Origin of the sequence: Streptomyces sp. WG5 (assembly GCF_049974565.1) — a bacterium.
Taxonomy (GTDB): domain Bacteria; phylum Actinomycetota; class Actinomycetes; order Streptomycetales; family Streptomycetaceae; genus Streptomyces.
This window is the reverse complement of record NZ_JBNGGC010000001.1, coordinates 306,197-331,884: the sequence shown is the minus strand read 5'-3', so window position 1 is coordinate 331,884 and position 25,688 is coordinate 306,197. Positions and strand designations below refer to the sequence as shown.

The window sequence follows — 25,688 nt, the reverse complement described above, 5'->3', positions numbered from 1 at the left end:
GGTGAAGGCCCTGCACGTCATCACCGGCCTCGGCGTGGGCGGCGCCGAACAGCAACTGCGGCTGCTGCTGCGCCACCTCCCCGTCGACTGCGACGTCGTGACGCTCACCAACCCGGGCGCGGTCGCCGACGGGCTGCTGGCCGACGGCGTCAAGGTCGTGCACCTCGGCATGACCGGCAACCGCGACCTGGCCGCACTGCCCCGGCTGGCCCGGATCATCCGCACCGGCGGCTACGACCTCGTGCACACCCACCTCTACCGCGCCTGCCTCTACGGCCGGCTCGCCGCGCGCCTGGCCGGCGTCCGCGCCGTCGTCGCCACCGAACACTCCCTCGGCGACTCCCAGATCGAGGGCCGCCCGCTCACCCCGGGCGTCCGCGCCCTGTACCTGGCCGGGGAGCGGCTGGGCAACGCCACGGTCGCCGTCTCCCCCACCGTCGCCGACCGGCTGCGGCGCTGGGGCGTGCCCGCGCCCCGCATCGAGGTCGTTCCCAACGGCATCGACCTGGCCCGTTTCCGCTTCGACCCCCTCGCCCGCCTGCGCACCCGCCGCCGCCTCGGCCTGCCCCAGGACGCGTACGTCGTCGGCGGCATCGGCCGGCTGACCCCGGGCAAGCGGTTCGACGTGCTGGTCCGCGCCCTGGCCCGGCTGCCGGACGACTGCTGGCTGCTGCTGGTCGGCGGCGGCCCCGAGGAGCACGTCCTGCGCCGCGCCGCCCACGAGGCCCGGGTCGCCGACCGGGTCCTGCTCACCGGCGAACGCCCCTGTGACAGCGACGGCTCCCCGGGCCCCGACCTGCCGTCGCTCGCCTGCGCGATGGACGTCCTCGCCTCGCCGTCGCCGGAGGAGGCCTTCGGCCTGGCGGCCGTGGAGGGCCTGGCCTGCGGGCTGCCGGTGCTGTACGCCTCCTGCCCGGCGATCGAGGACCTGCCCCCGGCCGCCGCGCCCACGGCCCGGCACGTCACGGGCGGCGAGGAGGAGTTCGCCCGCGCCCTCACCGAGGTCCGCGCGGCCGCCGGACCGGGCCCCGGCAGGCGCACCGTGCCCGAGGCCGCCCGCCACTACTGCGTCACCCGCAGCGCCGCCCGGCTGATGGACGTGTACGCGACCACCCTCACGCACCCGTTGTCCCCGGCATCCCAGGGAGTGAGTTCCGCATGACCGAGCCCCTCACCCGGCCCCCGGCCGACCCGGCGGCCACGATCCCCGCCGGCCGGCCCACCCGCCTGGGCCGCGCACGCACCGCCCTGCGCCGCGTCCGGACCCGGGTCCGGACGCGCGCCCGGACCCTCCCGCCCTGGTCCGCCCTCGCGGCCGGAGCGCTCGCCGGCGGACTCCTCGGCACCGGCTACGGCCTGGTCTCCACCCCGCAGTACACGGCCACCAGTTACGTCGTCGCCGTCCCCACCGACACGTCCGACCCGGCGTCCGCGCTGGGCTTCGCACAGGCCTACGGCCGGGTCGCCACGCAGCTCGCGGTGCTCGGGGACGCGCAGATGTGGGCGGGCGTGCCCGTGGCGACGCTGCGGGAGAGCGTCCGCACGGCCACCTCCCCGGACGCGCCGATGGTCTCGGTGACGGCCACCTCCTCCCGCCCCGCCGACGCGGCCGACATGGCCGACGCGGTCGCCCGCGCGCTGACCCGGCACGCGGAGACCTCCGCCGACGACACCCACGTGGAGCTGCGGCAGTTCGCGCGCGCCACCGAGCCCACCGAGGCGTCCTCGGCCTCGTCCGCCGTGACGGGACTGGTGGGCGCGAGCGCGGGCGGCCTGCTCGGCGGGCTGGCGCTGCTGGTCCGCCCCCGGCGGGTCGCCCCGGGGCCCGGCCGCGCGACGGCGGCCGTGCCCGGACCCGCCCCGGCGGCCGACGTCCGCGGACAGCTGTGACGTACCCGACGACGTACCCGGGCACGGACGAGGCGTCGCACCCGGCGCCGTACCCGACGACGTACACGACCGAGCTGGTCACCGACGAACGGCGCTTCGCCGACCTGGCGGCGGACTGGGGGCGGCTGTACCGCCGGTGCGCCGCCGCGACCCCGTTCCAGAGCCACGCCTGGCTGCACTCGTGGTGGCGGTCGTACGGCGGACGCGGCCGGCTGCGGCTGCTGCTGGCCCGCGACGGCCGCGAACTGGTCGCCGCCGCGCCGCTGACGCTCGTACGGCGTCCGGTGCCGGCGCTGGTGCCGCTGGGCGGGGCGATCTCCGACTACGGGGACGTCCTCCTGGACGACGCGCGCGGACAGGACGCGGTGGACGCGCTCACCGAGGGCCTGTCCGCGGCGGCCCGCACCGCGCTGATCGACCTGCGCGAGGTACGGCCGGGCGCCGCCGCCGAACGGGTCTACGACCGCTGGCGCGGCCCCCGGCGCCGGGTTCCCGACTCGCTCTGCCTGGAGCTGCCCGCGGCTCCGATGGACGAGCTGATCACCCGGCTGCCCGCGGCCAAGGCCCAGCAGCGGGTGCGCGCCAAGCTGCGCAGGCTGGACGCGCTCGGCGTCAGGAGCCGGGCCGTCCTCCCCGGCGAGGTGGGCGCGGCGCTGCACAGGCTGCTGGAGCTGCACCGGCTGCAGTGGCAGGGGCGGCAGGTGACCGGCGAGCACCTGCGCACGCGGTTCAGCGAGCATCTGGTGCGGGCGGTGGGGCCGATGGTGCGCTCCGGGGACGCGGTGGTCACCGAGTTCCGCATGGACGGCGAGGTGGTGGCCGTGGACGTGACGCTGCTGTCCCGGCGGCTGGCGGGCGGCTACCTGTACGGCGCCCATCCCCGGCTGCGGGAGCGGAAGGCGGACGTGGCGGTGATGCTGCTGGACGCGTGCGCCGAGTACGCCCGGGCCCCGGGGCGCGGCACGCTGAGCCTGCTGCGGGGCAACGAGCCGTACAAGCACCACTGGCGCCCGGAGCCGGTGTGGAACCAGCGGCTGCTGCTGGCCCGCCGGCGCACGGCCCCGCTGCTGTCGGCGGCCCTGTGCGACGTCGCCGCGCGGCGACGGGGCAAGGAACTGCTGCTGCGCCGGCAGGAACGGAAGGAACGGGAACGTAAGGAACGGAAGGAGGCCGGCGGTGGCGGCGGAAGCAGGACCTGACCGCCTCCGCCGCCCCCGCGAGCCCCTACTCGTTCCGCGAGAACCAGTCGAGGCGCAGGCAGAGCTTCCCGCCGAGCCAGTACTCGACCCAGGCGCCGAGCTCCAGCGGCGAGCAGCCGGCCGCCGGCTCGGGCGTGGCGGGCGGCACCGCCGGCACGGGCGGCATGGTGGGTGGGGTGGGCGTGGCCGGCACCGGGACGGTGGGCGCCGGCTCGTCGGTGCGGCCGAAGAGCACGGACCGGTAGACCGCGGTGGACCGGGGATTGTCGTCGCACTGCCACACGCCGTGCGGGCAGTAGTCGGTGACCGTGTTGTACACGGGTTTGTGCTGGTCCATCCAGGCGAGCATGCGCCGCATGTACTCGGCGTTGTCGCCGTTGCGGAAGAGACCCCATTCGGGGTAGGAGATGGGCTTCTTGTGGGCCTTGGCGAAATCCACGTGCGCCTGGAGTCCGTACGGTTCCTTCACCTGTTCGTCGAACGTCATTCCGCGTGGCTGGTCGTACGAATCCATGCCGATGATGTCGACCGTGGCGTCCCCCGGATAGCACCGGGTCCAGGGAATGGCGTCCCGGCCCCGGCTCGGGGCGAAGTCGAACCGGAACTTCTGGCCCGGCACCGCGCGCATGGTGGTGACGATCCTGTTCCAGTACGTCTTCCAGGCCTCGGGGTCGGGTCCGCAGCGATGGGTGTACGTGGTGCCGTTCATCTCCCAGCCGAGGACCAGGACGGTGTCCGGCACGTCCAGCTCGACCAGCCGTTCGGCGAGGGCCCTGAAGTGGTGGTCGAAGTGTCCGGCGGCGCCCCGGCGCAGGAGTTCGCGCACCTCGTCGTCGTCGACGCCCTCCTCGTTGCGTTCCAGCATCGGCACGTTGAGGACGAACGTCCGGTCGGCCTCGCTGGTGCGCCAGTCGGCCCACACGTCGAGGAAACCGGGGGCGCCCTCGATGTTGCTCCAGCGGTCGCCGGGCAGGTAGGTGTGGCCGACGCGCAGTTCGGCGCCGCCCAGCCAGTGGCTGAGCTGCGCCATCCGGGCCACGCCGCGCGAGCCGTAGTGCAGGTACGCGCCGAACGCGGCGGCGGAGCCGGCTGCGGCCCCCGGGGCGACTCCTTGGGCGGCCCCCGAAGCGGCCCCCGCGCCGGCTCCCGGCAGGGCGCCGGGGGCGGGCGGGGGGACCGGGCGTGCGGCCGGTCCGCCGGCGGCGACACCCGGGCCGGCCGCCAGGAGCGCCGCCGCCGCGACCGCCGCCGCGGCTACGCATGCCGGCCGCCGCCTTGACCTGCTCCGTGACTGCCGTACGACCATGCCGGCCTCTTTCCTCTTTCCTAGTCGAATAGCTAGTGACACTCAGTCATATGAAATGCCATCACGCCACCGCCGTTACGGCCTTCGAGTGCGCCGATCGACCACTTCGGTGAACCGAATCGAATATGAAGGAAGTTTCCCGTGTCGCTGCTCGACACCCGCGTCCCCGCCGTCCTGGTGCGGATCGACCGGAATCCCTTTCACCACGGAACTCTGGGTGCCGTGCGTTCGCTCGGCCGCGCGGGAGTGGACGTGCACCTGGTCGCCGACTGCACCCGGAGCCCGCTGGCCGTCTCCCGTTATGTGAGCCGCCTGCACACTCCGCCGCCGCCCGGCGCGTCGCCCGCCGACATCGCGGTGGTCCTGCGCCGTGTCGCCGCGAGGATCGCCCGTCCCGCCGTACTGATCCCGATGGACGACGCGTGTGCCCTGGCGGTGGGGCGGATGCGTGCCGAGCCGGCGTCCGCGTACCTGCTGCCCCGCCTGCCCGGCGCGCTGCCCGAGCGGGTGGCCGACAAGGCGCAGTTGGCCGGCGTGTGCGCGTCCCTGGGCGTCCCGCACCCCGAGACCCTGGTCCCGGACGGTCCGGCCGAGGCCGCCCGTGCCGCCCGCCGGCTGGGACTGCCGATGGTGGCGAAGTGGAGCCGGCCGTGGCTGCTGCCCCCGGGCAGCGGCCTGCGCAGCACCGTGCTGGTGCGCTCGGCGCGGGAGGCCGGGGAACTGTACCGGCGGACCGGGGAGGCGGGCAGCCGGCTGCTGCTCCAGGCGTTCCTGCCGCCGGGGCCGGACCGCGACTGGTTCGCCCACGGGTACGCCGACCGCTCGGGCACGGTCCGGTCCGGCGGCGCCGGCCGCAAGACGCGCGCCAGGCCGCGCGGCGCCGGCCTGACGGCGGTCGGCCGCTGGACGCCGAACCCCCAGGTGCAGGCGCTCGCCGAGCGGATCACCGGGGAGCTGGGTTACCGGGGCATCTTCGACCTCGACTTCCGCCGCTGCGGTACGACGGGCCGCTACCACCTGCTCGACTTCAACCCCCGCCCCGGCGCCCAGTTCCGGCTCTTCACCGACAGCGCCGGGCTGGACGTCGTACGGGCCCTGCACCTGGACCTGACCGACCGTCCGCTGCCTCAGGGGGCGCCGCGGCCGGGGCGATCGTTCGTGGTGGAGAACTACGCGCCGCTGAGCGCCCTGCGTCGGGCCCCCGACGGACGCGAGCTGGCCTGGCACGCCGCGGACGACCGGGCGCCCGGCCGGGCCCTGTGGCCCCTGTGGGGCCGGCATGCGGCCACCCGGCTGCTGCACCGCCTGCACCGGAGGAACGACCGCCCGGATTCCGGGGAACCGGACCGGGCCCGCCGCGTGGTCCGTCAGGCGTCCGCTCCCGCCACCGGCCGGGCCGGCAGCGCCGGACGACCGGACGACGAGAGGGCGGGCAGCCACTGACGAGCCGGCCGGCGGGGCGGTCGCCGGCCGGGCGTCGTACGGCCCCGGCGGGGGGTCGGCGGGGGGTCGGCGGCGGGGTGCCCCGGGCAGCATGACGCCCCCGGCAGACCGAGGGGGGCCGGCCGGGGGCGGCGGGGGCGGGTGAGGCCCGGGTCAGCGGCGGTAGGCGGCCCGGCCCCGGCGGTACAGGATCGCACCGCCCGCCAGCAGGGCGGCGCCGGCGGCCGCGGTACCCAGCGCGACCTCGCTGCCGGTCTCCGCCAGGGCCGGCGGCTGCTCCTTGCCCTTGTGCGGCGGGGTCTTCGCCTCGTGGGCGGGCGGGGTCTTGTCCTCCTCGGCGGGCGGGGTCTTCTCTTCCTCGGCGGGCGGGGTCTTCTCCTCGTCGGCGGGCGGAGTGGTCACAGGCGTGTCGTCGTCGTCGCCGTAGCCGTAGTCGCCCGGGCTCTCGTGCCCGCAGACGTCGCCGAAGACGGGGTTGAGCGCGGCGATCACACTGGCGGTGCTGCCGCACAGGTCGAACGGCATCTCGATCACCGCCTTGGCGTGGTTGCCGGAACCGGCGCCGGACGAGGCCTCGGCTTCACCGCTCGCGTGGGAACCGAGCAGGCCGGACAGGAGCCGGGGGTCCTCGCCGTGCTTGCTGTCGTGTCCGCCGTCCGCGTCCGAGCCGTAGGCCGAGACGTCGTCGCCGTGGGACGCACGCTGGGTCCTGGAGCCGTCGGCCTGCTTGTCCGAGTGGTTCGCGCACTCGTTGCCGGAGGCCGCGCCGAACGTGCCCATGCCGTCGGCGGTGCTGCCGCAGACGTGCGCGGGCGCGTCGGCCGGGGCCTGGGCGGCGCTGCCGGACGCGGTGTCCGACGAGTTCGTGGCGGTGCCGTTCGCGGACGAGTCGGCAAGGGCGGGGCTGCCGCACAGGGTGAGGATGCTCGTCGCGGCGGCAGCCGCGACCATCCCCCTGCTCAGGGTCTGTCGCACTCTGGTTGTCTTCCTACTTGAAGAGATGACTGAAGGATGGACTGCACAACCGCTGCGGAAAGGAGGAAAGCCGACCCTGAACCAAACGAGTTGGCCCGGGCCGGCGGGGACGCAGCCGGTCGGCTGGTGCGGAACGACGTCAGTCGCTCACGCGCACGTTGTCGGACGCCTCGTTCAGCAGGCCCACGACGTCGATGTTGTTGCCGCGCAGGTTGACGGGAATGTGCACGGGAACCTGGACCGCGTCACCGGAGAGGGCCCCCGGGGAGCCGATGGCAGCAGCGTTCTTCTTCATGAACTTTCCCTTCTCCGCGGTCATGCGTGAATGGCCGCGGAAATCGCGCGAGCCCAGCGTTACCGGCTCGCACCATGACCTGCAGTCTGCAAACGAGAATGTGACGACCGGAGAAACGAAGAAACGCGAAACGCCGAGGATTTCACTCGAATGCCGCACGGCACGACAAGGGCGGCGGGGCGGTCCGGGTACCGCCCCGCTCAGCGGCCCCGCCTCTTCCCGCCGCGTACTCGAAAGTGGACTCACACGTGCGTAAGTGGTCGACGGGTGGTGTCTCAGGCCAGCCGGTCCGCCTGCCGGACCGGCTGCCGGACCGCCTCGGCGAGCTGCCCGGTCTCCGGGTCCTCCGTGCGGTCGGCCGGCGCGTCGGCGCGTTCGGCGCGTTCACCGGGGCCCGGTGCGCCGGGCAGGGAGCCGTCACCGCCGTACGGGGCGTGCAGCGCGCCGGCGAAGCAGGCGGCGGTCGCGGCGCGGCCCGCGGGCCGCGGGAGTCGTTGACACGGCGGCGGGCCGCCGAGACCGGTGGGGGGCTCCGGCGACCTCGGCGGGCCGCCGAGACGGGTGGGGGCCTCCGGCGAGCTCGGCGGCACCCGAGGCCTAGGACACGACGTCCTTGCCGGCGAACCCCCGGAAGGCCAGGGCGAACAGCACGAGTGCGTACGTCACCGACAGGGACGCGCCCTGGATCAGGCGGGTCCAGTCCATTTCGGGCCGGACGGTGTCGAGCCAGGCGTACTGCCAGTGCGCGGGCAGGAAGTCGCGCCAGCCGCCGAGGGCGGTCACCTCGTCCAGGACGTTGCCGATGATGGTCAGGCCGACCGCGCCGCCGACCGCGCCGAGCGGCGCGTCCGTCTTGGTGGACAGCCAGAACGCCAGGGCGGCGGTGACCAGTTGGGAGACGAAGACGTACGCCACCGTGATGGCCAGGCGCTCGGCCGCGGTGCCGGTGGGCAGGCTGCCGCCGGTGGGCAGCTCCAGCGGCCCCCAGCCGTAGGCGGCCGTGCCGACGGCGAGCGCGACCAGCGGCAGCAGGACGATCGCGGCGAGGCTCAGGGCGAGGGCGACGACCAGCTTGGACCACAGCAGGCGGGCGCGGGGCACGGGTGCCGCCAGCAGGTAGCGCAGGGACGACCAGCCGGCCTCCGAGGCGACCGTGTCCCCGAAGAACAGGGCGACGGGCACGACGAGGAGGAAGCCCGCGGAGGCGAAGAGGTTGACCGCGGCGAAGTTCGCGCCCGACGCGGTGGCCGAGTCCATCAGGCTGATCTGGTTGTTCGCGCCGCCCGGCTCGCCACCGATGCGGAAGGCGACGAGCAGGACGAACGGCAGGGCGAACAGGATGCCGCCCATGACGAGGGTGCGCCGCCGCTTCAGCTGCCGGACCAGTTCGACCCGGACAGGCAGCGTGCGGCCCGCGCGGTAGCCCTCGGCGACCTCCTGGGGGCCGGCGGGCGCGGCGCGTTCGGCCAGCGTGCTCATGCCGGTTCTCCGATCAGGGTGAGGAAGGCGTCCTCGAGGCGCCGGTGGGGGCCCACCGACTCCACGGGCACGTCCAGGCGTACGAGTTCGGCGATCAGGTCCCGTGCGGTGCCCCCGGCGCCGAGCCGGACCAGCAGGCCGCCGTCGGTGGCGGTCGCCGAGGCCACGCCCGGCAGGGCGGCGACCTTCTCGACGAGCGGGGCGTCCACGCGCGCGAAGGTGCCCACCAGCAGGGTGTCGCCGGAGCCGACGATCTCCCCGACCGGGCCGGCCTGGACGAGCCTGCCGTGGTCCATGACCACCAGGTGGGTGCAGGTCTGCTCGACCTCGGCCAGCAGGTGGCTGGAGACGATCACCGTGCGGCCGGCCGCCGCGTAGCGGATCATCACCTCGCGCATCTCGCGGATCTGCGGCGGGTCCAGGCCGTTGGTCGGCTCGTCCAGTATCAGCAGGTCGGGCAGGCCCAGCATGGCCTGGGCGATGGCGAGGCGCTGGCGCATGCCCTGGGAGTAGGTGCGTACCGCGCGGGCGAGCGCGTCGCCGAGGCCGGCGATCTCCAGGGCCTCGTCGAGGTGGGCGTCCTCGGGCGGGCGGCCGGTGGCCCGCCAGTACAGCTCCAGGTTCTCCCGGCCGGACAGGTGCGGCAGGAAGCCCGCGCCCTCCACGAACGCGCCGACCCGGGAGAGCACCGGGGCGCCGGGCGCGATGGCGTGGCCGAAGACGCGGATCTCGCCGCCGTCCGGTGTGATCAGGCCCATCAGCATGCGCAGGGTCGTCGTCTTGCCGGCGCCGTTCGGCCCGAGCAGGCCGAGGACCTGGCCCTGCTCCACCCGGAAGGACAGGTCCCGGACGGCGTACCGGTCGGTGGACCTGGCGTACCGCTTGGTCAGGCCGGTGATCTGGAGCGGTACGCCGGCCAGCGCGGGGTCGGGCGGCGGGGCCGTGGTGCGGCGGCGGGCGGTCAGCAGCAGGGCCGCGGCGACGGCGGCTCCCGCGAGGGGCGCCCACCAGACCCAGGCGGGCAGTCCGGCCGCCGGACCGGTGTCGCCGAGGGCCGTGGGCACCGACAGGTCGCCCTTGAGGGAGACGGTGTACGTGGCGGGGGCGGCCGGGGAGGCGTACCCGAGGTCGGTGGAGGACAGGACCAGGCGCAGCCGGTGGCCGCTCTCCACCTCGTGGTCGACGGCCGGCAGGGTGATCTTCACGTCCCTGCCGTCCCCGACGTCCTCCACCCGGACGGGTGTGACCAGCTGGGAGGGGAGTACCGGCTGGGTGCCGCCGGGGCCGACGTCGTACACCTTGGCGAAGAGCACGGCGTCGTCCTCGGTGGACTCCACGTGGACGGTGGCGGTCGGCGAGCCGGTGATGCGGAGGTCCTCCCGGACGGGCGCCGACTCGAACGCCGCGTGCTGGCCGGGGAAGTCCAGGGAGACGCCGATGCCGAGCGAGGAGAGCTGGGAGAGTCCGCCCGAGCCGCCGATGCCGGGCAGGGCGGAGACGGCGGGCGGACTGGCGCCGGCCGGGTTCTCGAAGCTCTGCTCGCGTCCGCGCAGTGCGACCGGGCGGAGTTCGCTCTCCAGGCCGGGGTAGGAGCCGGCGCTCACGCCCTCCAGGCGGGGTTCGCCGTCTCCGCTGCCGGTGCCGAGGGTGCGGCTGACGCGGAAGCCGGGGCCGGTGGCGGCCGATTCGTCGCCCTTCAGGTAGCGGTCGAACCACGCCCCGACACGGGCCTGGACCCGCTCCGTCTCCAGGTCGCCGCCGTCGTGGCCGCCGGCGGTCCAGTCGACGGCCACCGGGGCGCCGCCCGCGCGGATCGCCCGCGCGGCCCGGTCGGCGTGGCCGAGCGGGAAGAGCGAGTCGGTCTGGCCCTGGGTCAGCAGCGTGGGCACGTCGATGCGCTCGCCGACGGCCTGCGGGCTGCGCTCGTCGAGGAGTTCCACCGCCTCCGGGTCCGGTTCCCCGGACTCGGCGACCCGCTGGTACATGCGGCAGAGCTGGTCCTCGAACCGCTCGCAGCCGCCGCCCAGGTTGACGAAGATGCCGGCCCACAGCTTCTTGAAGACGCCGTTCGGGAAGAGGGCGTCCGCAAGGTTCCAGTACGTGATGGCGGGGGCGATCGCGTCCACCCGGCGGTCGTGCCCGGCGGCCAGCAGCGCGACCGCGCCGCCGTAGGAGTTGCCGGCCACGCCCACGCGCGGGTCGCCCTTCTCGTCCAGCCGGACCTCGGGCCGCTTCGCCAGCCAGTCGATCAGCCGGGACACGTCGGCGACCTCGCCGTCCGGGGCGTTCAGCCCGATCTTCCCGGTGGACTCGCCGAAGCCGCGCGCCGACCAGGTCAGCACCGCGTACCCGTCCCGGGCGAGGCTCTCGGCCTGCTCGCGGACGTCGTCCTTGCTGCCGCCGAAGCCGTGCGCGAGCAGGACGGCCGGGCGGCGTCCGCCGGAGCCGGCGGTGAAGTACGAGGTGTCCAGGCGCACTCCGTCGCCCACGGCCATGGTCCGGTCGGCGCGGTGCACCGGGGGCGGGTCGTCGCCGGCGACGGCCGTCCATGTCCCGGCGCCGGCGAGGACGACGACGGCGGCCGCGGCGGAGAGCATCCGCCGCGGCCCCCGAAGCAGCCCTCGCACGCGGGGCAGTCGAAGATCCATGCGTCAACGGTACGGGCCGCCGCCGGCAGCGGGGGCAGTCCCCGGGGCTGAACCTCCGTACCTCCCACGGAAGTACGGCGCCGGCGCCGCGTACCGCGGGCGCGGTAGGCGCGGCAGGAGGGGCGCGGCCGGGCGGTCACACCCCGGCGGGCTCCCGGGCGTCCTCCGGGACGGTCACCAGCCAGCGCGTGTCACGGCGCGGGCGCAGGTACAGGGCCCAGTACAGGGTGGCGACGGCGGTGATGCCGCCGGTCCACAGCAGGTGGACGGTCTCCTGCTGGGTCAGGATGTAGGCGAGGACGGCGATCAGCAGGAGGGGCGTCGCGGGCCACAGGGGCATCCGCCACGCGGGCGCGTCCCGGTGGGGGCCGCGCCGGGCGAGCAGGGCGGCGACCGCGACGAGCAGGTACATGCCGGTGACGGAGACGCCCGTGACGCCGTACAGGGTGTCGAGGTCGACGAAGCACATCACGGCGCCGGGCACGCCGACGGCGAGGGTGGCGACCCAGGGGGAGCCGAACCGGCCGAGCTGGGCGAAGAGGGTGTTGACCGGCGCGGGCCAGGCCTTGTCGCGGGCGGAGGCGAACAGGACGCGCGAGTTCTGGATGACCATGACGATGCCGGCGTTGATGATGGCGAGGGCCACGCAGAGGCTGACGAAGGTGCCGACGGCGGAGTTGGACCAGGCGGTGACCATGGCGCCGAGGTCGCCGCCGGTCAGCTCCGCGAGGTCGGAGGCGCCGAGGGTGATGGCGACGACCGGGACCAGGAGGATCACGGCGGAGATGCCGAGGGTGGCGAGGACCGTGCGGGCGACGTTGCGGCGCGGGTCCTCCAGTTCCTCGGAGAGGTAGACGGCGGTGGAGAAGCCCTGGGTGACGAACAGGGCGATGGCGAGCCCGGAGACGACCAGCATGCCCGTCACGGGGTCCGCGCCGCCGTCCGCGCCGGCCACCTCCATGGAGGCCAGGCTGCCCAGTCCGCGCTCGCTGTGGGCGAAGCCCAGGACCGCGACGACGGCCGCGGCGATGACCTCCAGGACCAGGAAGACGCCGGTGATCCAGGCGTTGGCGCGCAGGTCGAGCAGGCCGGCGAGGGTGGCGAGCACCATGACGCCGGCGCCCGCCAGGGACGGGTCGAGGTGCACGATCGGTTCGAGGTAGTCGGCCGTGCCCATCGCGATCACCGGCGGCACGATCATGACGACCAGCAGGGACAGCACGAAGACCAGCCAGCCCGCCAGGCGCCCGGCCATCGTCGACACCATGGCGTACTCGCCGCCCGCGCTGGGGATGAGGGTGCCCAGCTCCGAGTAGCAGAACGCCACGGCGACACAGAGCAGGGAGCCGACGGCGATGGTCAGGGCGGTGGCGGTGCCGAGCGAGCCGAAGAGGTCGGGGACGACCACGAACAGCGTGGAGGCCGGAGTCACGCACGAGAGCGTCAGCAGCGTGCCGCCGACGACCCCGATGGAACGCTTGAGCGTCCGGGTCTCCCCGGGGGCCGGGAGGTCCGGGGGTGTGGCTGCGGCGGCCTCGGCGGGGCGGAGCGTGTCGGTCATGGAGTGGTTCCGATCGACTCGTGCGGTGTGGTTCGAACGGGAGCGCTATCGCCTCCGGCGGCTTGGTCGTACGTGGTTCTCGTCCGCTCCCGACGCCAGATGGAATACCGACGAAAACCAGCACGTCAATGGGTGTTTACCTACGGAATCCGTTGGCTGGACGCGGTGTTGCTTCCGGAAAACGCATCAGGTTCCTTCCGGCAGAGCTCCTTTGAGGCGTACGGGAACCGTAGGGAGCGGCGTAAAAAACGTGCCGTTTTCCGGTGCCCGGAGACTGTCGGTGGGGCCCGGTAGTGTCCGGGACACAGACGCATCACAGGAACACGGCAACGGGTGGGGACTCATGAAGCTGAAGTACACGGCGGCCTGGGTGGGGTTGACGGCGGCGGCGACGGTCGCGGCGACCGCGTGCGGCGCGGACGGCGCCGAGACGGCGGCCGAGACCGCCGACAAGGCCGTGGAAAGGGCCGCGGACAGTGCCGCGGGCAAGGCCGACACGATCATGGCGGCGCTCTCGCGGGCCACCGACCGGACGGAGGAGCTGGGTTCCGCCGAGGTCAGGACGACGACCGACCTGGGCACCGGTGACCCGATCGCCATGGACGGCACGTACTCCTGGGGCGACGGCTACGCGCTCGACGTCGAGATGGACACCGAGGCCGTGCGGATGCAGGACCTCACGGACTCCCCGACCGTGCGCACACTGTTCGTGGACGGCGCCTACTACTACGACATCGACCCCCAGCCCGCCGGCCCGCTCGCGGGCAAGGAATGGATCAGGATCGACGGGTCGGCCGTGTTCGGCGAGTCGGGTGCCGCCGCGATGAGCGGGGGCGGCGGAGGCAGCCCGGTGGACTCCTTGAAGGGCCTGAAGTACGCGAGCGACGTCGAGGACCTCGGCGCGGAGACCGTCAACGGCAAGCCCACGACCCACTACCGGGCCGTGCTCGACCAGGGGGACCTGGGCACGTTCAAGGAGGCCCTCCGCGGCGCCGACAGCCTCCTGAACTCGACCGCCGGCGGCGGCTCGATCACCATGGACATCTGGGTGGACGCCAAGGACCTGCCGGTGCGCCTGCAGCAGGACTTCGGCACCATGGAGGTCACCATGGACTTCGACAAGTTCGGCGCCACGAAGGAGATCGTGGCCCCGCCCGCCGGGCAGACCGGTGACCTCACGGAGGAAGTGAAGGACGCCGGGACGCAGCAGGGCTGAGACCGCGTCGACGGTGCCTCCGTCCCCGGCGCGGGAGACGGAGGCACCGGGCGGCTCAGTGGGTGCGCGGGAAGCCCAGGTCCACGCCGGCCGGGGCGTCGGCCGGGTCCGGCCAGCGGGTGGTGACGACCTTGCCGCGGGTGTAGAAGTGCGTGCCGTCGTTGCCGTAGACGTGGTGGCCGCCGAAGAGCGAGTCCTTCCAGCCGCCGAAGGAGTGGTAGCCGACCGGGACCGGGATCGGCACGTTCACACCGACCATGCCGGCCTCAGCCTCCAGCTGGAAGCGGCGGGCCGCGCCGCCGTCCCGGGTGAAGATCGCGGTGCCGTTGCCGAAGGGGGAGGCGTTGATGAGCGCCACGCCCTCCTCGTACGTCTCGGCGCGCAGCACGCACAGGACCGGGCCGAAGATCTCGTCCCGGTAGGCCTTCGCCGTGGTCGGCACCCGGTCCAGCAGGGAGATGCCGATCCAGTGGCCGTCCTCGTGGCCCTCCACGGTGTGACCGGTGCCGTCCAGGACGACCTCGCAGCCCTCGGCCGCCGCGCCCGCGACGTAGGACGCCACCTTGTCGCGGTGCGCCTTGGTGATCAGCGGGCCCATCTCGGAGGACGGGTCGTCACCGGGGCCGATCTTGATCTTCTCGGCGCGTTCGCGGATCTTCTCGACCAGTGCGTCACCGACGGCACCGACCGCGACGACCGCGGAGATCGCCATGCAGCGCTCGCCGGCCGAACCGTAGGCCGCGCTCACCGCCGCGTCGGCCGCCGCGTCGAGGTCGGCGTCCGGCAGCACCAGCATGTGGTTCTTGGCGCCGCCGAGCGCCTGGACGCGCTTGCCGTTCGCGGAGGCGGTGGTGTGGATGTAGCGGGCGATCGGGGTGGAGCCGACGAAGGAGACCGCCTTGACGTCCGGATGCTCCAGGAGGCGGTCCACGGCCACCTTGTCGCCGTGTACGACGTTGAAGACGCCGTCCGGCAGACCCGCCTCGGAGAGCAGCTCGGCGATCCTCATCGAGGCCGACGGGTCCTTCTCGCTCGGCTTGAGCACGAAGGTGTTGCCGCAGGCGATGGCGAGGGGGAACATCCACATCGGCACCATCGCCGGGAAGTTGAACGGCGTGATGCCGGCGACCACGCCGAGCGGCTGCCGGATCGAGGCCACGTCGACGCGGGTGGCGACCTGCGTCGACAGCTCGCCCTTGAGCTGCACGGTGATGCCGCAGGCCAGGTCGACGATCTCCAGGCCGCGCGCGACCTCGCCGAGCGCGTCGGAGTGCACCTTGCCGTGCTCGGCGGTGATCAGCTCGGCGATCTCGTCGCGGTGCGCGTCCAGCAGCGCCCGGAACCTGAAGAGGATCGAGGTGCGCTGCGCCAGCGAGGACTGACCCCAGGTCAGGTACGCCTCCCTGGCGGCGGCGACCGCGGCGTCCACCTCGTCGACGGAGGCGAAGGCGACCTTGGTGGTGACCTCACCGGTCGCCGGGTTCGTCACCGGCCCGTACGTGCCCGAGGCGCCTTCGGCGGTCTTGCCGCCGATCCAGTGGTTGACGATGTTCGTCATGACCGAGAACTCCTTCACAGATGGCGGCGACGGGTCGAGACGTGCCGTTGGTCCTGCTCACGGGCCGTGACCGGCGACCTCCGGGTCGCGGCATCGGCCATGGGTCCATCCCACCAGCCGGGCACTCCGGGCGGGCCCGACACTGTGTCTGCGGTTTGCGTGTCCGCGTAGACACGTGGGCCAGTGTGAGCGTGCCGCGCGGCGGCACGTGGGCGAGCACGGACGGCCCGCGCCCCGGCGCACGGACGGGTGCGGACGGCCCGCACCCGTCCGGACGCCGGAACGCCGGAACGCCGGAACGCCGGAACGCCGGGACGTGGGGACGTGGGGGCATGGGGACGTGGGGACCTCCGGCGCGGAGCCGGTGCGAGCGGGGAGTCGGCGCTCGTGCCTCGCTCCTGCCAGGGCGAGGCGGCCTTCCCGCGCCGGAGGCGTTTCGTGGGGGCACCGGTGACGGCGGGGGCGGACGTCCGCCCCGCGGTGATCAGGTCGTGCGCCATCGCCTTCCCCTTCGTGCCCGTCGTCGCCTGCCCGCCGTTGCGTCTCCCCCGGTTTCTAGCCCCGTACGTGGGGCCTGTCAATGTTTTGTCCGGACATTCGGACGACCGGATGGGCGCCATGGCCCGGGTGGCGGCGCACCCTTGCGCCCCGGGTCGTCCCGGCCGGTGGAGGTCAACACGCCACGCCCGGCATCCGACGTACGCCTTTGCGCCACCTGGGTCACGAAAACGACCGCTCTGTCACAGTTGTCACGCGCATGTGGCCCTTCCGTCACATCCGGGAACGGCCCGGTCCGCTCCTCACCCCGCGTCCGTTCACCCGGGTCAGGCTGGTGATCGCCGGCGCAGCGTCCGGCTCCCCCCGGCGGCCGTCCCCGGCCGCCGGGGGGTGGTGCGTACAGGGAGGTGCGGCTAGTGACCGACCGGAGGCTCTGGTCCTACAAGGACATCGCGGCCCACATCCGGGTACGGCCGGACACCGTGCGGTCGTACCGCAAGCACGGGTTCCTGCCGCCACCCGACCACGTGGAGGGCGGGAAGCCCTACTGGTACGCGGACACGATCCGGACCTGGGTGGCGTCCCGGCCCAGCAACCGGAACCGATAGGACGGCCACCCCCCCGGCCACCGGCCGGGAAATCGTTCTGTGCCCCACGCCCGCGTGGGGCACAGTGCCGTACATGGACTTCTCCGTGAAACCCGTCCTGACCGGCGACAGGGCCGTCCTGCGGCCGTTCACCGAGGCCGACGCCGAGGGCATGTGGGAGATCATCAACGATCCCGAGGTCGAGCGCTTCACCGGCTCGCCGGGGCACGAGCTCACCCCGGAGCTGGTGCGCGCCTGGTACGGCTCGCGCAGCGCACAGCCCGACCGGCTCGACCTGGCCGTCACCGATCCCGCCGACGGCGGACTCCTCGGCGAGGTAGTGCTGCACGAGTGGGAGCCCGAGAGCCGTTCCTGCACCTTCCGCATCCTGCTCGGCGCGCGGGGCCGCGGCCGGGGCGCAGGCACCGAGGCGACCCGGCTGGTCGTCGGTTACGGCTTCGAGGAACTCGGTCTGCACCGGATCCAGCTGGACGCCTACGGCCACAACCACCGGGCCCTGCACGTCTACGAGAAGGTGGGGTTCGTGGTGGAGGGCGTCCGGCGTGAGGTGGAGTGGCGCGACGGCGCGTGGGCGGACGAGGTGCTGATGGCCGTCCTGGACCACCAGTGGGCCGCCCACCGCGGGCGCCCCCTGGCCGACCGCGGGCGTCCCGGGGCCGGCGTCACGGCTCGATGACCGTCACACCCGCGCCGGGCGCCGTCCCCATCGCGGCCAGGGCGGCCGGGACCGCGCCCAGCCCGATGACGGACGTCACCAGCCGGTCGGGCCGGAGCGCCCCGGTGCGGACCAGCTCCAGCATCGGCGGATAGGTGTGCGCGGCCATCCCGTGGCTGCCGAGGAGTTCCAGCTCCAGGGCGACGGCGCGGGCCATCGGCACCGGCGTGGTGCCGTCCGCCGAGGGCAGCAGGCCCACCTGGACGTGCCGGCCGCGGCGGCGCAGGCCGTTCACGGACGCGGCGCAGGTGACGGGCGAGCCGAGGGCGTCGAGGGAGAGGTGGGCGCCGCCGCCGGTCAGGTCGCGGACCGCCGCGGCCGTGTCCGGCGTCGCGGACGCGTCCACGCACTCCGACGCGCCGAACGCACGTGCCAGCTCCAGCGCCCGGGGCGACACGTCCACGGCGAGGACCCGCGCGCCCGAGGCCGCCGCGATCATCACCGCCGACAGGCCGACCCCGCCGCAGCCGTGCACCGCGACCCACTCCCCCGCCGCGACCCTTCCCTGCTGCACCACGGCCCGGAACGCGGTGGCGAACCGGCAGCCGAGCGAGGCGGCCGTCGCGTACGACATGTCCTCGGGTACGGCGACGAGGTTGACGTCGGCGTGGTCGAGGGCCACGTACTCGGCGAAGGAGCCCCAGTGGGTGAAGCCGGGCTGGGTCTGCCGTTCGCACACCTGCTGGTCGCCCGCCGCACACGCCCCGCAGCTCCCGCAGGCGCAGACGAAGGGCACGGTCACCCGGTCGCCGGGCCGCCACCCGGCCACCCGGTCGCCGACCGCCTCCACGACACCGGCGAGTTCGTGACCGGGTACGTGCGGCAGCGTGATGTCCGGGTCGTGCCCCTGCCAGCCGTGCCAGTCGCTGCGGCACAGCCCGGTGGCCTCGACGCGGACCACGACCCCGTGCGGCGCGGGCGCCGGGTCGGCCACCTCCCGCACCTCGGCCGGCTCTCCGAACCTCTCGAACACGACCGCGCGCATCCGCCGCCCTCACTTCCGTACCGGTGTTCCCGCTTCCCGTCCCCCATCTCACGGCAGGCCGTCCGAAGCCATACCCCCTAGGGGTACAGTGGATGGTGAGTGGTCCACGCTGGACCACGGGCGCACGGCTGTACGCCCCGAGTGCGCTCCAGTACGCCCCCCTGACGAGGAGTAATGACATGACCGCCCAGACCGACACCCAGGGCTCCGTCACCACCGTCTACAAGGTGAGCGGAATGAGCTGCGGACACTGCGAGGGCGCCGTGTCCGGCGAGATCTCCGGGATCGCGGGCGTCGGCTCGGTCCGGGCCGTCGCCTCGACCGGCGAGGTCACCGTCGTCTCCGAGGCGCCCCTCGACGAGGCGTCCGTGCGCGCGGCCGTGGACGAGGCGGGCTTCGAGCTCGTCGGCAGGATCTGAGCCGCAGCGGGCCCCAGCGGACCGCCACGCCCGCCACCGCCCCCGCCGCATCCACAGCCCCTCCGGCCGGGCCGCACGCGGCCCGGCCGGCCCGTCTGGAGTCCGGACCATGACCAGCCCCACCGCGTCCAGCCCCACCGCGTCCACCCCCACCCCCACCGTGCCCAGCCCCACCCCGTCCAGCCCCACCGCGTCCGGCACCGCCTCGGCCTCACCCGCGGCCGGCCCGGACCTCGCCGAGGTCGAGCTGCTCATCGGCGGGATGACCTGCGCCTCCTGCGCGGCCCGCGTCGAGAAGAAGCTCAACCGCATGGACGGCGTCACCGCCACGGTGAACTACGCGACGGAAAAAGCCCGGATCACCCACCCGGTGACCACCGGGGTCGCCGACCTGATCGCCACGGTCGTCAGGACCGGATACACCGCCGAGCAGCCCGCGCCGCCGCCGGAGCCCGCCGACGAGACCGCGCCCCCGCACGAGGCGCCGGAAGAGGCCGCGGCCGACCCCGAGCTGTCCGCGCTCCGCCACCGCCTCGTCGTCTCCGTCCTCCTCGCCGCGCCCGTCGTGCTGCTCGCGATGGTCCCGGCGCTCCAGTTCGACAACTGGCAGTGGCTCTCGCTCACCCTGGCCGCGCCCGTGGTGGTCTGGGGCGGCCTGCCCTTCCACCGCGCCGCCTGGACGAACGTCCGGCACGGCGCGGCCACCATGGACACCCTGGTCTCGCTCGGCACCCTCGCGGCGTTCGGCTGGTCGCTGTGGGCGCTGTTCTTCGGTGACGCGGGCATGCCGGGCATGCGGCACGGCTTCGACCTCACCGTCTCCCGCACGGACGGCGCCTCCGCGATCTACCTGGAGGCCGCCGCCGGAGTGACCGCCTTCCTCCTCCTCGGCCGTTGGCTGGAGGCCCGCTCCAAGCGCCGCGCCGGAGCCGCGCTGCGGGCGCTGATGGAGCTGGGCGCGAAGGACGTCGCCGTGCTGCGGGACGGCCGCGAGGTGCGGATTCCGGTGGCCCGGCTGGCGGTCGGCGACCGGTTCGCCGTACGGCCGGGCGAGAAGATCGCCACCGACGGGACGGTCACCGAGGGCGCCTCGGCCGTGGACGCCTCGATGCTGACCGGCGAGTCGGTGCCGGTGGACGTGGGTGTCGGCGACACCGTCACCGGCGCCACGGTCAACGCCGGCGGCCGGCTGGTGGTCGAGGCCACCCGTGTCGGTGCCGACACGCAGCTGGCACGCATGGCCAAGCTGGTCGAGGACGCGCAGAGCGGCAAGGCCCAGGTGCAGCGGCTCGCCGACCGGATCTCCGGGATCTTCGTCCCCGTGGTGCTGCTGATCGCGGTCGCCACGTTCGGGGGGTGGCTGGGCGCCACCGGTGACACGGTCGCCGCGTTCACCGCCGCCGTCGCCGTACTGATCATCGCCTGTCCGTGCGCCCTGGGTCTGGCCACGCCGACCGCGCTGATGGTCGGCACGGGCCGCGGCGCGCAGCTCGGCATCCTCATCAAGGGCCCCGAGGTGCTGGAGTCCACGCGGCGCGTCGACACGGTCGTCCTGGACAAGACCGGCACGGTCACCACCGGCCGCATGACCCTGCACGAGGTGTACGCCGCCGAGGGCACCGACGAGGAGGAGCTGCTGCGGCTCGCGGGCGCCGTCGAGCACGCCTCCGAGCACCCGGTGGCCCGCGCGATCGCGGCAGGGGCCGGTGAGCGGGTCGGGCCGCTGCCCGCCGTCGAGGACTTCGAGAACGTCCCCGGGCGCGGCGTACGCGGCCGCGTGGAGGGCCGTGAGGTGACCGTGGGGCGCCTCTACGACGCCCTGCCGCCCGAGGTGTCCCGCGCCAGGGACAAGGCCGAGAGGCACGGGCGTACGGCCGTCGTCGTCGGGTGGGACGGTGCGGCGCGCGGGGTCGTCGCCGTGGCGGACGCGGTCAAGGAGACCAGCGCGGAGGCGGTGGCCGAGCTGCGCCGGCTGGGCCTCACCCCCGTGCTGCTGACCGGCGACAACCGGCGCGTCGCCGAGTCGGTCGCCGCGGCGGTCGGCATCGACGAGGTGATCGCCGAGGTGCTGCCCGAGGACAAGGTCGCCGTGGTGGAGCGGCTGCGTGCCGAGGGCCGTACGGTCGCCATGGTCGGGGACGGCGTCAACGACGCCGCGGCGCTCGCCACCGCCGATCTCGGTCTGGCGATGGGCACGGGGACGGACGCGGCGATCGAGGCGGGCGACCTGACGCTGGTCCGCGGCGACCTGCGGGTGGCGGCGGACGCGATCCGCCTCTCCCGGCGCACCCTCTCCACGATCAAGGGCAACCTCGTGTGGGCCTTCGGCTACAACGTGGCCGCGCTGCCGCTGGCCGCCGCGGGGATGCTGAACCCGATGATCGCGGGGGCGGCGATGGCCTTCTCCTCGGTGTTCGTGGTCACCAACAGCCTCCGACTGCGGGCCTTTCGCTGAACGCGCGTTTCACGCAGGTAGAGGGGGAGTGCCTCTGGAGTCCGGCACCCGCCTCACATAAGCTCTTCACAAGGCTCGCGCATCTTCCTTACGCTTGGGCCCCGTCCGGCGTATGGGTGCTCTTGCGCACCTACCGGACCTATGCAAGAGACGCAGATCACAGTGACGCGAACGTAACCATCGAAGGGGTTCGAAGGTCTAAGTTGGCGATGTCAGGCAGCGTCTTGGGGGGCGCCACCTGGCATCTGGGGATGTCTTGGGGGACTTTCCCAGAGCTGCGTTGCCGGGACACGTACACCGGGAAGCTTTGAGCGGCCCTCCCGGGCGTGCGCTGTCCCGGCAGACCGCACCACAGGCACGGCGGGTTTTGCTCGTTGTGCTCAGTACAGCGATTCAGGCGCTGTCCTCACAGACGCCCGGCCGGATCCCGTGGGGGGAATCCGTACCGGGACATGGGAAGGCGCCCTGGTTCGTCGGCCCGTGGGGGGACCGGCGCCAGGGCGCCTTCTGCTGTCCGCGTACGTCGTGCGCATCCGGTGCCCGGACACGACACGGAGGAGTCCCGTACCGCTCGGGGCGGCACGGGACTCCTCGGACGCGCTGCGGGGGTGCCTGGCGGCTCAGCGCTCCTCGACGGGAACGAAGTCGCGCTCGACGACGCCCGTGTAGATCTGGCGCGGGCGGCCGATGCGGGAACCCGGCTCCTTGATCATTTCGTGCCACTGGGCGATCCAGCCCGGCAGCCGGCCGAGGGCGAACAGGACCGTGAACATCTCGGTCGGGAAGCCCATGGCCCGGTAGATCAGGCCGGTGTAGAAGTCGACGTTCGGGTAGAGGCTGCGCGAGACGAAGTAGTCGTCGGAGAGCGCGTGCTCCTCCAGCTTCAGGGCGATGTCCAGCAGCTCGTCGGACTTGCCGAGGGCGGAGAGCACGTCGTGCGCGGCAGCCTTGATGATCTTGGCGCGCGGGTCGAAGTTCTTGTAGACCCGGTGGCCGAAGCCCATCAGGCGGACGCCGTCCTCCTTGTTCTTCACCTTGCGGATGAAGGAGTCGACGTCACCGCCGGCGTCGCGGATGCCCTCCAGCATCTCCAGCACCGACTGGTTGGCGCCGCCGTGCAGCGGGCCCCAGAGCGCGTTGATGCCGGCGGAGATCGAGGCGAACATGTTCGCCTGCGAGGAGCCGACCAGGCGGACCGTGGAGGTCGAGCAGTTCTGCTCGTGGTCCGCGTGCAGGATCAGCAGCTTGTCGAGCGCGGCGACGACCGTCGGGTCGAGCTCGTACTCCTGCGCCGGCACCGAGAACGTCATGCGCAGGAAGTTCTCGACGTAGCCGAGGTCGTTGCGCGGGTAGACGAACGGGTGGCCGATCGACTTCTTGTACGCGTAGGCCGCGATCGTCGGAAGCTTCGCGAGCAGCCGGATCGTGGAGAGGTTGCGCTGACGCTCGTCGAACGGGTTGTGGCTGTCCTGGTAGAACGTCGACAGCGCCGAGACGACCGACGACAGCATGGCCATCGGGTGGGCGTCGCGCGGGAAGCCCTTGTAGAAGTTCTTGACGTCCTCGTGCAGCAGGGTGTGCTGCGTGATCTCGTTCTTGAACGCGCTGAGCTCGTCGACGGTCGGCAGCTCGCCGTTGATCAGCAGGTAGGCGACCTCCACGAAGGAGGAGCGCTCCGCCAGCTGCTCGATCGGGTAGCCGCGGTACCGGAGGATGCCCGCCTCGCCGTCCAGATACGTGATCGCGGATTTGTAGGCGGCGGTGTTGCCGTACCCGCTGTCCAGCGTCACCAGACCGGTCTGGGCGCGGAGCTTCCCGATGTCGAAGCCCTTGTCGCCGACGGTGCTGTCGATCACCGGGTAGGTGTACTCGCCGTCGCCGTACCGCAGTACTACTGAGTTGTCGCTCACGTCTTCCCTCACCGACGTAGTGCCTCATCTTCGAGGTGCCCTGACTGTCTCTACCATCCCCCACTTGGCTCAGGAGAGTGCACTCGGGGTCGACCATCGGGCCTATCGGCGGCACTCAGTGCCGCCAACTTGCTCATCCTGCCCGCTCTCCTCCCCTTCCGGAAGTGCTCTGTGACCTTTGCGACTCGTTTGATCGATCATCTTTTTCACACGGGTCGCGAGGTTTACGGGAAGGTCTGTGGGTCAGGAGCCCGCCAGCCGGAAGTCGAGCGCCGTGCAGCGCCTGCCGGCGGACACCGTGCGCACCGCCTGTCCGATCGCCCTGCGGGAGCCGACGAGGACGACCAGCTTCTTGGCCCGGGTGACCGCCGTGTACAGCAGGTTCCGCTGGAGCATCATCCAGGCGCCGGTCGTCACGGGGATCACCACCGCCGGGTACTCGCTGCCCTGGGAGCGGTGGATGGTGACCGCGTAGGCGTGGGACAGTTCGTCCAGTTCGTCGAACTCGTACGGAACCTCCTCGTCCTCGTCCGTCAGCACGGTCAGGCGCTGCTCCACCGGGTCGAGCGAGGTGACGACGCCCACGGTGCCGTTGAAGACGCCGTTCTCGCCCTTCTCGTAATTGTTGCGGATCTGGGTGACCTTGTCGCCGACGCGGAAGACCCGGCCGCCGAACCGCTTCTCCGGCACGTCCGGGCGCCCCGGGGTGACGGCCTGCTGGAGGAGCCCGTTCAGCGTGCCGGCGCCGGCGGGCCCCCGGTGCATGGGGGCGAGCACCTGCACGTCCCGGCGCGGGTCCAGCCCGAACTTGGCGGGGATGCGCCGCGCGGCGACGTCGACGGTGAGCCGTCCCGCTTCCTCCGTCTCGTCCTCGACGAAGAGGAAGAAGTCCTTCATGCCGTCGGTGAGCGGGTGCTGTCCGGCGTTGATCCGGTGCGCGTTCGTCACGACGCCCGACTGCTGGGCCTGCCGGAAGACACGGGTGAGGCGGACGGCGGGGACGGGGCTGCCGTCGGCGAGCAGGTCCCGCAGCACCTCCCCGGCGCCGACGCTGGGCAGCTGGTCGACGTCCCCGACGAAGAGCAGGTGGGCGCCGGGGGCCACGGCCTTGACCAGCTTGTTGGCGAGGAGGAGGTCGAGCATGGAGGCCTCGTCGACGACGACGAGGTCGGCGTCGAGCGGCCGGTCCCGGTCGTAGGCGGCGTCACCGCCGGGCTTGAGCTCCAACAGGCGGTGCACGGTGGAGGCCTCGGCGCCGGTCAGCTCGGCGAGGCGCTTGGCGGCCCGCCCGGTCGGCGCGGCGAGCACCACCTTCGCCTTCTTCGCGCGGGCCAGCTCGACGATGGACCGGACGGTGAAGGACTTGCCGCAGCCCGGCCCGCCGGTGAGGACGGCGACCTTCTCGGTGAGGGCGAGCTTGACGGCGGCCTCCTGCTCGGGGGCGAGGTCGGCGCCGGTACGGCCCTTCAGCCACCCGAGGGCCTTGTCCCAGGCCACGTCCCCGAACCCCGGCATCCGGTCCTCGCCGGTGCGCAGGAGGCGCAGCAGCTGGGCGGCCAGGGCCAGCTCGGCGCGGTGGAAGGGGACGAGGTAGACGGCGGTGACGGGGTCGCCGCCCTGCGGGTCGGGGACCTTCTCGCGTACGACGCCGGGGTCCTCGCCCTCCTCGGGCTCGGCGGCCAGCTCGGCGAGGCACTCGATGACGAGCCCGGTGTCCACCTGGAGCAGCTTCACCGCGTCGGCGATCAGCTTCTCCTCGGGCAGGTAGCAATGGCCCTGGTCGGTGGCCTGCGACAGGGCGTACTGGAGGCCCGCCTTCACCCGTTCGGGGCTGTCGTGCGGGATGCCCACGGACTGGGCGATCTTGTCGGCGGTGAGGAAGCCGATGCCCCACACGTCGGCGGCGAGGCGGTAGGGCTGGTTCTTGACGACGGAGATCGACGCGTCGCCGTACTTCTTGTAGATCCGCACCGCGATCGACGTCGACACCTCGACGGTCTGGAGGAAGAGCATGACCTCCTTGATCGCCTTCTGCTCCTCCCACGCGTCGGCGATCTTCTTGGTCCGCTTGGGGCCGAGGCCGGGCACCTCGATGAGCCGCTTCGGCTCCTCCTCGATGATCTGGAGCGTGTCCACGCCGAAGTGCTGCGTGATGCGGTCGGCGAAGACCGGCCCGATGCCCTTGACCAGACCGGAGCCGAGGTAGCGCCGGATGCCCTGGACCGTGGCCGGGAGCACCGTCGTGTAGTTCTCGACGTGGAACTGCTTGCCGTACTGGGGGTGGGACCCCCAGCGGCCCTCCATGCGCAGGGACTCGCCGGCCTGCGCGCCGAGCAGCGCGCCGACGACGGTGAGCAGGTCGCCGGCGCCTCTGCCGGTGTCGACGCGGGCGACCGTGTAGCCGTTCTCCTCGTTGGCGTACGTGATGCGCTCGAGGACGCCTTCGAGGGTGGCGAGGCGGCGTTCGCCGGGGGCGGCGTCGGACGGGGTGGACATGGTCCGACGGTACCGGTGGGGTGTGACAGGGA

At 73.2% G+C, this 25,688-nt stretch carries 20 protein-coding genes; 9 read left to right on the top strand and 11 right to left on the bottom strand.

Going from position 1 to position 25,688, the window contains the following annotated elements; all coding sequences use genetic code 11:
• Window position 1: 1 nt before the first annotated feature.
• From ACP4IX_RS01450 to ACP4IX_RS01440, 3 genes are all read left to right on the top strand, one after another.
• Window positions 2–1,162 (top strand): glycosyltransferase, encoded by a 1,161-nt coding sequence (locus tag ACP4IX_RS01450; RefSeq protein ID WP_426517058.1) that lies wholly within the window; start codon window positions 2–4, stop codon window positions 1,160–1,162.
• Window positions 1,159–1,890 carry a lipopolysaccharide biosynthesis protein gene (locus ACP4IX_RS01445; RefSeq protein ID WP_426554500.1) on the top strand — a complete coding sequence of 244 codons (732 nt, stop codon included), beginning with the start codon at window positions 1,159–1,161 and terminating at the stop codon, window positions 1,888–1,890. The genes ACP4IX_RS01450 and ACP4IX_RS01445 overlap by 4 nt, the downstream gene beginning before the upstream one ends.
• A gap of 74 nt (window positions 1,891–1,964) precedes the next feature.
• On the top strand, window positions 1,965–3,089 hold the full coding sequence (locus ACP4IX_RS01440) for a GNAT family N-acetyltransferase (RefSeq protein ID WP_426517257.1): 1,125 nt from the start codon (window positions 1,965–1,967) through the stop codon (window positions 3,087–3,089).
• A gap of 25 nt (window positions 3,090–3,114) precedes the next feature.
• Here the strand turns inward: ACP4IX_RS01440 and ACP4IX_RS01435 are convergent, their stop codons facing one another.
• Complete coding sequence (locus ACP4IX_RS01435; protein WP_426554499.1) at window positions 3,115–4,395, bottom strand: glycoside hydrolase family 26 protein; 1,281 nt, start codon at window positions 4,393–4,395, stop codon at window positions 3,115–3,117.
• Window positions 4,396–4,536: 141 nt separating this feature from the next.
• Here ACP4IX_RS01435 and ACP4IX_RS01430 point away from each other — a divergent pair, with 141 nt between their 5' ends.
• On the top strand, window positions 4,537–5,838 hold the full coding sequence (locus ACP4IX_RS01430; protein ID WP_426554498.1) for an ATP-grasp domain-containing protein: 1,302 nt from the start codon (window positions 4,537–4,539) through the stop codon (window positions 5,836–5,838).
• A gap of 153 nt (window positions 5,839–5,991) precedes the next feature.
• Here the strand turns inward: ACP4IX_RS01430 and ACP4IX_RS01425 are convergent, their stop codons facing one another.
• From ACP4IX_RS01425 to ACP4IX_RS01400, 6 genes are all read right to left on the bottom strand, one after another.
• On the bottom strand, window positions 5,992–6,813 hold the full coding sequence (locus ACP4IX_RS01425) for a chaplin family protein (RefSeq protein WP_426554497.1): 822 nt from the start codon (window positions 6,811–6,813) through the stop codon (window positions 5,992–5,994).
• Between the two features lie 139 nt (window positions 6,814–6,952).
• Window positions 6,953–7,132 (bottom strand): chaplin, encoded by a 180-nt coding sequence (locus tag ACP4IX_RS01420; protein ID WP_426554496.1) that lies wholly within the window; start codon window positions 7,130–7,132, stop codon window positions 6,953–6,955.
• 251 nt (window positions 7,133–7,383) lie between these two features.
• Complete coding sequence (locus tag ACP4IX_RS01415) at window positions 7,384–7,698, bottom strand: hypothetical protein (protein WP_426554495.1); 315 nt, start codon at window positions 7,696–7,698, stop codon at window positions 7,384–7,386.
• Window positions 7,699–7,705: 7 nt separating this feature from the next.
• A complete protein-coding gene (locus ACP4IX_RS01410; RefSeq protein ID WP_426554494.1) occupies window positions 7,706–8,587 on the bottom strand; it encodes an ABC transporter permease in 882 nt (293 codons plus the stop codon).
• Entirely contained in the window at window positions 8,584–11,235 is a 2,652-nt protein-coding gene (locus tag ACP4IX_RS01405) for an alpha/beta fold hydrolase (protein ID WP_426554493.1), read from the bottom strand. The genes ACP4IX_RS01410 and ACP4IX_RS01405 overlap by 4 nt, the downstream gene beginning before the upstream one ends.
• Before the next feature lie 136 nt (window positions 11,236–11,371).
• Window positions 11,372–12,796 (bottom strand): APC family permease, encoded by a 1,425-nt coding sequence (locus ACP4IX_RS01400; protein ID WP_426517042.1) that lies wholly within the window; start codon window positions 12,794–12,796, stop codon window positions 11,372–11,374.
• A 343-nt stretch (window positions 12,797–13,139) separates the two neighbouring features.
• Between ACP4IX_RS01400 and ACP4IX_RS01395 the strand changes: the two genes are divergently transcribed.
• A complete protein-coding gene (locus ACP4IX_RS01395) occupies window positions 13,140–14,012 on the top strand; it encodes a hypothetical protein (RefSeq protein WP_426554492.1) in 873 nt (290 codons plus the stop codon).
• A 55-nt stretch (window positions 14,013–14,067) separates the two neighbouring features.
• Here ACP4IX_RS01395 and mmsA read toward each other — a convergent pair whose 3' ends face one another.
• Entirely contained in the window at window positions 14,068–15,570 is a 1,503-nt protein-coding gene (gene mmsA / locus ACP4IX_RS01390) for a CoA-acylating methylmalonate-semialdehyde dehydrogenase (RefSeq protein ID WP_426554491.1), read from the bottom strand.
• A 914-nt stretch (window positions 15,571–16,484) separates the two neighbouring features.
• Here mmsA and ACP4IX_RS01385 point away from each other — a divergent pair.
• Both ACP4IX_RS01385 and ACP4IX_RS01380 read left to right on the top strand, forming a co-directional pair.
• Window positions 16,485–16,676, top strand: a complete 192-nt coding sequence (locus ACP4IX_RS01385) for a helix-turn-helix transcriptional regulator (RefSeq protein WP_426517036.1) — start codon at window positions 16,485–16,487, stop codon at window positions 16,674–16,676.
• 73 nt (window positions 16,677–16,749) lie between these two features.
• On the top strand, window positions 16,750–17,352 hold the full coding sequence (locus ACP4IX_RS01380) for a GNAT family N-acetyltransferase (protein WP_426517034.1): 603 nt from the start codon (window positions 16,750–16,752) through the stop codon (window positions 17,350–17,352).
• Here the strand turns inward: ACP4IX_RS01380 and ACP4IX_RS01375 are convergent.
• Window positions 17,339–18,376 carry a zinc-dependent alcohol dehydrogenase family protein gene (locus ACP4IX_RS01375; RefSeq protein ID WP_426517032.1) on the bottom strand — a complete coding sequence of 346 codons (1,038 nt, stop codon included), beginning with the start codon at window positions 18,374–18,376 and terminating at the stop codon, window positions 17,339–17,341. The genes ACP4IX_RS01380 and ACP4IX_RS01375 overlap by 14 nt on opposite strands.
• 179 nt (window positions 18,377–18,555) lie before the next feature.
• On the opposite strand from ACP4IX_RS01375, the gene ACP4IX_RS01370 reads away from it, so the two are divergent.
• Both ACP4IX_RS01370 and ACP4IX_RS01365 read left to right on the top strand, forming a co-directional pair.
• Complete coding sequence (locus ACP4IX_RS01370) at window positions 18,556–18,795, top strand: heavy-metal-associated domain-containing protein (RefSeq protein WP_426517030.1); 240 nt, start codon at window positions 18,556–18,558, stop codon at window positions 18,793–18,795.
• A 109-nt stretch (window positions 18,796–18,904) separates the two neighbouring features.
• Window positions 18,905–21,250 (top strand): heavy metal translocating P-type ATPase, encoded by a 2,346-nt coding sequence (locus ACP4IX_RS01365; RefSeq protein ID WP_426554490.1) that lies wholly within the window; start codon window positions 18,905–18,907, stop codon window positions 21,248–21,250.
• Window positions 21,251–21,870: 620 nt separating this feature from the next.
• Here the strand turns inward: ACP4IX_RS01365 and ACP4IX_RS01360 are convergent.
• Window positions 21,871–23,160: a citrate synthase gene (locus tag ACP4IX_RS01360; RefSeq protein ID WP_426517026.1), complete on the bottom strand. Its 1,290-nt coding sequence runs from the start codon at window positions 23,158–23,160 to the stop codon at window positions 21,871–21,873.
• 243 nt (window positions 23,161–23,403) lie between these two features.
• Window positions 23,404–25,656 carry an SF1B family DNA helicase RecD2 gene (recD2, locus tag ACP4IX_RS01355; RefSeq protein ID WP_426517024.1) on the bottom strand — a complete coding sequence of 751 codons (2,253 nt, stop codon included), beginning with the start codon at window positions 25,654–25,656 and terminating at the stop codon, window positions 23,404–23,406.
• Between the last annotated feature and the right edge of the window lie 32 nt (window positions 25,657–25,688).